At 69.0% G+C, this 8073-nt stretch carries 6 protein-coding genes; 1 reads left to right on the top strand and 5 read right to left on the bottom strand.

Annotation, left to right across the window (positions count from 1 at the left end):
- Window positions 1-392: 392 nt before the first annotated feature.
- Window positions 393-1124: an MFS transporter gene (locus ABT245_RS43060; protein WP_351745787.1), complete on the bottom strand. Its 732-nt coding sequence runs from the start codon at window positions 1122-1124 to the stop codon at window positions 393-395.
- A 27-nt stretch (window positions 1125-1151) separates the two neighbouring features.
- Between ABT245_RS43060 and ABT245_RS43055 the strand changes: the two genes are divergently transcribed.
- A complete protein-coding gene (locus tag ABT245_RS43055) occupies window positions 1152-2828 on the top strand; it encodes an SWIM zinc finger family protein (RefSeq protein WP_351745784.1) in 1677 nt (558 codons plus the stop codon).
- A gap of 72 nt (window positions 2829-2900) precedes the next feature.
- Here the strand turns inward: ABT245_RS43055 and ABT245_RS43050 are convergent, their stop codons facing one another.
- The 4 genes from ABT245_RS43050 to ABT245_RS43035 all read right to left on the bottom strand — a co-directional run bounded on the left by ABT245_RS43050 (window position 2901) and on the right by ABT245_RS43035 (window position 8072).
- The gene (locus ABT245_RS43050) at window positions 2901-3551 is read right to left on the bottom strand and encodes a putative DNA-mimic protein (protein ID WP_351745781.1); all 651 of its coding nucleotides are present in this window, start codon (window positions 3549-3551) and stop codon (window positions 2901-2903) included.
- A 1085-nt stretch (window positions 3552-4636) separates the two neighbouring features.
- Window positions 4637-5050: a DNA-binding protein gene (locus ABT245_RS43045; RefSeq protein WP_351745778.1), complete on the bottom strand. Its 414-nt coding sequence runs from the start codon at window positions 5048-5050 to the stop codon at window positions 4637-4639.
- The gene (locus tag ABT245_RS43040; protein ID WP_351745775.1) at window positions 5047-5310 is read right to left on the bottom strand and encodes a CopG family transcriptional regulator; all 264 of its coding nucleotides are present in this window, start codon (window positions 5308-5310) and stop codon (window positions 5047-5049) included. The genes ABT245_RS43045 and ABT245_RS43040 overlap by 4 nt, the downstream gene beginning before the upstream one ends.
- Window positions 5311-5918: 608 nt before the next feature.
- Window positions 5919-8072 carry a GmrSD restriction endonuclease domain-containing protein gene (locus ABT245_RS43035; protein WP_351745772.1) on the bottom strand — a complete coding sequence of 718 codons (2154 nt, stop codon included), beginning with the start codon at window positions 8070-8072 and terminating at the stop codon, window positions 5919-5921.
- Window position 8073: the final 1 nt, after the last annotated feature.

Below are 8073 nucleotides of genomic sequence, written 5' to 3'. Positions count from 1 at the left end.
CCATTCGACAGGGGAACCTCCGTTCTGACCCACCGGATCACACCCGCCACAACCCGGACACTCACTCATACACACCAGAACACGCCCATGCACAGTCAACCGGCAGCAATTCGCGACCCCACCGAACCCCGCCTCGGCCCGGGCGCCCCACCACCCAAGGGGCACCCGGGTCAACTCCCCACCAGAAACACCCCGCAACGAGAGCTGAAACAAGCCTGCCCCGCCCACCGACGCCCACGAGCCTCCTCCGCAGCGCAAGCGGCGCCCCGACGACACGCGCCCCCCCGCCAGGACGGCCACGACGACGAACTGAAGTCTGAGGACGCCACCGGGCGCAGTGGCCCGTCGGCTCGGTGGTGGGTGTTCGTGGGTGCGGTGCCGGGGTGGCGCCGTCAGCCGGCGGTCGTCTGGGGCGTGTCGGACCGCGGGACGGGCGGGGCGGATGCGGCGCCGGAGTCGGACTCGGCGGTGGGGTCGGACTCGGCGGTGGAGCCGGCCGGGTCCGGCCGGGCCAGGGTGCCGGCGACGAGGAGGACGCCCAGGACGAGCAGCAGCGTCACGCACATGGCCGCCCGGTAGGAGACGCCCGCCCCGACGGCCCCGACCAGGGGCGGGCCGATCAGGAAGCCCACGTAGTTGAAGAGGTTGACGCGGGCCACGGCGGTGTCCACCGCCCCCGGCAGCCGCCGCGCACCGACCACGAAGAGCTGGGGCATGATCACGGACAACCCGGCGCCGAGGACGCCGAAACCGAATGCTCCGGTCACGGGTTCCGGTGCGGCGGTGATGACGGCGAACCCCACGGCGGAGAGCAGCACACCCGCCCGTACGACGGCCACCGCTCCCCACCGCTGCACCCAGCCGTCCCCGAGACCGCGGCCCACCAGGGTGGCCGTCATATAGAGGGCGTACGGCACGGTCGCCATCGCCTCCGAGCTGTGCAGGGTGTCCTCAAGGAACTTGGCGCTCCAGTTGGTGGCGGTGGAATCGAAGCCGGTGCGCGCCTTGAGAGTCCGGCAGCCGCGGCACGCACACGCGACAAGGGCGCCCTCCGTACCCGGCGGCGGATCGACGGCCGAGCCGCCGAACTCGCGGTCCGCTGCCCTAAGCTGATGCCCGGTCAAGTGCACAACACGGAGCAGGCGGAAACCATGGGAAGTCTCACCGAGGCCAACCTCAGGGCGCTGGCCGGTGCCCGTTCCTTCGAGCGCGGGCTCGGATACCTGGACGCGGTCTCCAAAGTGGAGGTCGGTGACGACTGGATCACCGCGACCGTCCACGGCACGCAGCGGTACGAGGCCGAGCTGACCCTGGACGGGCCCGGTGGCCTGGCCGGCACCTGTGACTGCCCGTACGGCCTGGAAGGCAACTTCTGCAAGCACCTTGTGGCCCTCGGCCTGACGGCGCTCGCCCAGCGGCAGAGCCTGCCGCGGCAGCGCAAGGCGGCGCGAAAGCGCGCACAGGATCTCGACGGGTGGCTGTCCGCCCTGTCCAAGGACGAGTTGCTCGCTCTGCTGCGGGAACAGATCGAAGAGGACCGGCAGTTGCGGCGGCGCCTGGAACTACGGGCCGCGACCGCCCACGGGGACCTTGCCACGGTCCGGGCCCGCATCCGCGACCTGCTGGACATCCGCCCTTTCGCACAGCACGGGTACGTCGAGTACGCCGATGCCCGCGCCTACGCCGAGCAGGCAGGACAGGCGGTGCCCGCGATCGGCGCGCTGACCGGCTCGGGCCGGGCCGCCGAGGCGATCACGCTGGCTCGGGAGGCGATGCTGCTGCTGGCAGAGGCGGTGGAGAGCGTCGACGACTCCGACGGATGGCTCGGGCAGATCGGCACCGACCTCGCCGACGCCCACCTCGACGCATGCCGTGCGGCGCGCCCCGACCCCGGCGAACTCGCGCGCTGGCTGGTCGGCCATGCGCTCGGCGACATCGACGACGGCCTGACCGACATCGATCCGCTCGACTACGAGGACGTCCTCGGCGATGAGGGAATGGCCGTCCTGCGGAAGTCGGCGGTCGAGGCATGGCGGCGCAACCGTACCGGCTGGGCCGAGAAGTACCTGATGGAACGCCTGGCCAAGGCGGGCGGCGATGTCGACGCGGTGATCGCCGTCCATGCGGCCGATCTCGCACCGAGCGGCCATACGCATCTGGTCATCGCTCGTGAGCTGGATACCGCCCGGCGCTCGGACGAGGCCCTGCGCTGGGCGGAGCGCGGCATCCGGGAAACCCGGGACCTCGCCGCCGTCGACACCGCCCTCGTCGACTACCTCTGCGACCGCTACGCGCGGGCGGACCGGCTGTCGGATGCCCTCACCGTGCGCCGCGACCACTTCGGCGCCCGCCGCTCCCTGCTCGCCTACCAGCAGCTGCGGGCCGCCGCGCAGGCCGCGGACAGCTGGCCGGCCGAGCGCGAGCGGGCGCTGACCCTGCTGCGCGCTGACGCGGAGCAGCGGAAGCCGGGCTGGTACGCCGGCCCCGTCCTGGTCGACGCCCTGCTCGACGACAAGGACGTCGACGCCGCCTGGCAGGCCGCCACCGAGACCGGCGCCCATGACCGGCAGTGGCTCACCCTCGCCGACCAGACGCGCGCCGACCGTCCCGCCGACGCGCTCGGCGTCTACCTGCGCCTGGCCGAGCCGCTCACCCAGCAGACCGGAAACCCGGTCTACGAGCAGCTCGTCAGCCTCCTGCTGAGCATCCGGGACTGCCACCGTCGCCTGGGCACGCCCGACGAGTTCACCGCGTACGTCAGGGCCCTGCGCACGGCCCAGAAACGCAAGCGGAACCTGATGCGCCGCATGGACGAACACGGCCTGTGAGGCCGGAGGACGTCCGGGCCCCTGCCGGCCGTCGTGCTATTCGCTGTCGTCGCTCCACCAGGGTGCCCCGGGTCAGTGGAACACCACGGCGTGACCGCCGGCGATGCTCGCCCGGCACGCCTGGCGGAGCTGATCCCAGGCCCACTTCTCCGGGCCGAACGGGTCGTCGTCCGACAGGTCGACGGATACGGCCGGTGCAGCGGGACCCGGGTGCGAGGCGTGTGCCTCGGTGAGGCGGATGCCCAACGTGGGCGCGAGGCCGTCCAGTTCGGCCAGGAGACGATGGCTGGAGCCGACCGTCTGGGCCCCGGCGACCCCTGACTCCTGGGCAAGGAAGAGCGGATCGGCGAAGTCGACGGGGAGGTAGTAGCCGGCGTTGTCCGCGTGACACAGCAGGTGGGAGGCGAGCAGCGAGGTCTCGTCGTCGATCCTCGCGAGGTCACGGCGCCATGCCTCGCTGTCGGGGCGCGGGGCGGGAGCCACGGGCTCTCCCCGGCCGGCGAGGACGAGGATGCGCCGCAGCCGGGTCAGATGCCCGTACGGGAACCCGCCGGAGAAGACATGAGGGCTCGGCGGAGTGGCGACCTCCGGTTCCTCCCACCGGACGCCCTCAGCACACAGCGCCCGGCCGAGGCGGAGGAAGGCGCGGCGATGGTGTTCGTACCCTTCCGGGTCGTTGCGCGCCTGGTCGTAGAGCAGCCCGACGGAGATCGAAAGTCCCATGACCCCGGAGCGTAGTGACCGGGTGTGACAAGGCGACGGCCCCCTGCCCGCTCACGTCCGGCCCGGCGGGAAGCCGAACGCTGCACCGGGGCCGGAGGTTGAGCCACCGGACCCACCCCCCTCCCGCCCCGGCCCCGCACGACCGGAGACGGCAAAGACCCCCACGATGTCCTCACCCCACCCCCCTCCCGCCCCGGCCCCGCACGACCGGAGACGGCAAACACCCCCACGATGTCCTCACCCCACCCCCCTCCCGCCCCGGCCCCGCACGACCGGAGACGGCAAACACCCCCACGATGGCCTCACCCCACCCCGGCCCCAGCCCCAGCCCCGGCCGCCTTCCGCCACGAGCACCTCCCGCGTCACCACGCACGCCGGGTACACCCTCTCTCCCCGTCGGCACAGACCCCTCGCCCAGGGCGGCCGCGGAGAACCAATACCCGCCGTCGGTAGCTCGGCGGCGTGCCAGCGCGCCAGACGCCCCACTCCCTCCCCCCACCCTTTGCCAAGCGCGCGGACCAAGCGGCTGGAGCGCGAAGGCGTCACCCGCGGCGGTACGACGCCGATCGGGGCCCCGCAGCAAGCGCACCGCACCGCACCGACCGGCCCACCACGCCACGGCCTGCTGACGAGCGGGCGGTTACGCAGACACGCCACATCGACCGCTCGCATGCCGGACGACTGCCGGCCATTCCTGTGTGAGGGGGGTGGGTTCGGGCGTCTACTTCGATCCCTGAGGCGTACCAGAGGAACCGTCCAGCCACCCCCCTTTACCCCAGGCCACCTCAGGCGGACACTGCGGGCCGCAGGCCCGAGCGGGCACGGCCCACCCTAACCGGCCCCGCCGACAACGGCGCCTCACACCCGGGGGCGTCTACGCCCCGCTGACCGGCTGCCTCACCCAAGGCAGCCGCCTTCGCCTCGTCGGCGCCTTACTCCGGCTGCCACGGTCCTGATGAGAGACAACGAAGGAGAGCGGGAGCCGACGAGACTGTCTCCCGCTCTCTCGGATCGAGATCCATGCTGGTCAGAGCCTGACTCTTGCTGACTGACAGGCGAGTGCCCCGTCAGGATTGCTTCGGGCGTCAGACCTTGATGACGGTGGCGTGCGTTCCACAGAGGGTGGTGAGGTCTTCCGAGTCGGAGCTGAGCACGGTGACGGGCCCCGGCGCGGCGAGGGCGGTCGCGCTGAGCATGGCGTCGATGGCGCACTTGTGCCCGTGCAGGCCGGCATCGGTGAGCAGGGCGGCGGCGTGGCGCGAGATCTCGTCGGTGACCGGCTCCACGACGAGGCGGGAGAGTGTCCACTCCAGGGCCGGGCGGTTGATGCGAGGGTGGACTACTTCCACCAGAGTGGCCGCCGACGTGATCACACGTAGGTCATCGGCGCATGCCAGGGCGAGCCAGGCGGTGACGGTGCGGTCGCGCAGCACGGCCTTGGCCAGTGCCTCGCTGTCGAGTACCAGCGTGCCGCCCGGGGCGGCGGGGGAGCGTGTCACGCCGTGTTCGCCTCATCGCCGGCCTGCCGCGTACGTGCTTGGTGGAGCTGGTCGCGCAGGGCCTGTACCTCGCCCTCGGTAATGGGGCCGTGCTCTGCCTCAGCGACCTGGATGAGTTCGTTGAGGTTGTCGCGCTCGATCTGGCGGGCGACGGCGGCGGCGACGTAGGCGGACAGGCCGGAGGGGCCGCTACGGGCGCGGGCGGCTTCGGCGATGTCCCGGGGCATCGTGATCGAGTACTTCCGGGTAGGCTCACCCATGCTCTTTATGCTACTGCGTATGCCACCGACGTGGACTCGCCCGCCACTCACCTGGCCAGATTGATGGTGGTCAGCGCCGGGCTGCCCTGGCCTACGACGGCGGGGCGAAACCCGGTCCCGGCGTCGAACAACGCGCCGCGCACCCGACGACGCCGAAATCGTGATCACCGACACCGACGGACTCCAGAGCCTCTCCCAGGCCCAGCGCACGGGCCGCCGCAAGGAATGGTGACCGACCGGCGCGGTGCGCTTCGGGTCGGGACGTCGTCGCTGACTCGATCTCGTCCCACACGGTCTTGCCGGACGGGGGGTGCGGCGCGGTCCCTGCAGCGCGAGATGAGTGACTGCGACGATGAGCGGCCCCGGCTGTGCCCCTCCCAGGGCCGACGTTGCGCATCGGAGGTGGAAGCTCGCTCGCCGCGACAGTCGGCGACTCCGATACACAGCCGGGCCGCATGCTCCGTCCGTCGGCCCGGCCAAGGCGAGAGACCAGGAGGAAGTCCCGCCCCCCAGGGGCCCGTGGGTGACCGCTCTGGCGGCGAGTTCGGCGACCACGGGGCGCCGGTGTGCCTACCAGTGGTCTCATGTGACCGCGGGGAGCCCGGTCTTTAGATCAGACCCTGCTCCAAGGCGTCTTTACGGATGCGGAGCAACTGCTTCTCCTCTGCGTCGATCTTGGCGTGCCAGAAGTTCCAGCCGGGGCAGGCTTTCGTCTGCAGGACGAAACTCCCGGCTGCCGAGAGTGACCCGAAGACCTCACCGGAGGCGACACGGATACGGCCGTCCTCCAACACCTGAGCATGAAAGACCTCACCGCGCCGCCGCCCCACGAGCTTGGCCGGTGTGGGAACGAGCCCCTTCGCTACGAGATCCTGCACTGTGACGTCATAGCGCGCGCGGGTACGAGTCCGTGTCCGGTCGATCGGTCGTACGGGAACATCGGGGGCGCCGAAGCGGCTGTCACTCCAGATGATTTCACACAACCGCTGATAGAGCTGCTGACGGGTGGCGATATCCTTCTTCGTGAACTCTACGTAGGGGCGGAAAAGCCCATCCAGCCTGTGTTCCTTGATGAAGGCGCCGAACCGGGGGTTGCGTTCGCGGTGTTTGACGTGCAGGGAGGCTGCCAGGTGATTCTGCCGGTGATAGTAATCGACCTTCTGTGGGTACGGAAGGTCCTGGTAACTGGCGTTATCGGACTTGTGTAGCAACAGGAGGGCGCCCAGCCGGTTCCGTTGCGAATCGAATTCTGCGCGGGTATGTGTCTGGGGTTGAAAACGCTCGAACTGGTTGGCCCAGATGTGCTCGATCTCGAACGGGCGGTGCTCGTCGAGGTAGTTGCCGCTCTCATCAGGTCGGCCGCACCCGGTCTGCACGAAAGCTGTGAGCCGGGCGAGCAGGTATCTTACCTGTCGGCTGTTATTGGATCGGAGCCCGAAGGTACTCATGCTGGAGAAGTCCAGGTTCAGCTGGGCGACTTCTGTGGAGAGAATCCGCCGTAGCTTCGCCACGTCGGTCGTCCCTCGGCACTGGCCGACGAGCCGGACGGCTTCGCGGTCGAGATGACTGCCCGCGTACTGCGCATCGTTGACCAGCCGTCGAACGAACACGAGGTCCAAGTAGTCGGCGATCAGCCGTGCTTTCTCCTTGAACGTGCTCGCGTCGTCGCCTGGGTCGATGGCGGCGAGAATTGGGGCCGCCTGCGAGGTCATGCCGTTGAAGGTGTTGAAGAAGACGGAGGCCAGCTCCTCTTTGTAGGAGACAGCCGCTGCGGCGAGTGTGCAGTAGTAGTCGGAGAAGGTATGAAGTTCCGTGATGAGCTGTCGGAATTCCTGGGAACCCCTGAGCTCTAGCAGAGCTTCGTTGTCCTTCACCCAGGTGTGGTAAAGGCCGTTGATCTGTTCAACGTCCTGCGAGGTTCCGTCCTCGTCGATCCTGGCAAAACGTGCGATGAGGAAGGTCTTGACGAAATCGCTCGGAGCGTTGGGATCGATGGCGGCCAGGGCGTTGACCATGGACCGCCAGGTGTTGTCGCACCCGGCGGCTTCGCCCGTAATCTTTGATAGCAGGAAGCTCTTGAGTAGATCGATGGGGCCGAGACGGACACCACGGTCGTTCATCGACTCATAGATCTCCATGCCTTGTTCCTGGGTGGCCGCCCGAATGCCCACCATGCAGACGCCGTCCAGCAACCAGTCAACGAAGTAAGGCAGTGCATCTCCGGTCAGATCTTCTGGAAATTCCTCTTGGAAGACCTGGGCGGCATCCCACAGGCGTCGCAAGTCTCCCGGCGCGTCCGACGGGAGGGTGTAGCCGGCTTCCTGGAAGACGGCCGAAAGGAACGGCTCGCGTTCGGGGATGTCGAGTGTGTGTACGGAACGACCGAACCGTCGGGTTCGCGACAGGGCACCGATGCGCTCGGCGTCTTCCTCAAGGTCCTGGGCTCGGAGCAACTCTTTCAAGTAGAGGAGCAGGAGGTGCAGAGTGGTGATGCGCTGCTGCCCGTCGACGAGGTAGGTGACTGCTGCTGCCTCATGGTAGACGTACGGCCCCAGGAAGTACGGCGCGTAGTCGGCAACGGCCTCGCGGTCGTCCTCCATGCGCCAGCTCTTCAAGAATTTTCGACGCAGATCTTCCAAGAGTCGACGTACGTCGCTGCGGGCCCAGGTGTAGCCGCGCTGATAGCTGTCCAGCTGATAACGGCGGCCGGTGAAGACCTCCTCGACCGTCACTGCTTTGCCCTGAATGAGGTTCTCCAGCACC

It is taken from the genome of Streptomyces sp. NPDC001508, from assembly GCF_040298665.1.
Lineage (GTDB): Bacteria > Actinomycetota > Actinomycetes > Streptomycetales > Streptomycetaceae > Streptomyces.
Note: the sequence above shows the minus strand (reverse complement) of the source record. Positions and strands in the feature narration are given on the sequence as shown.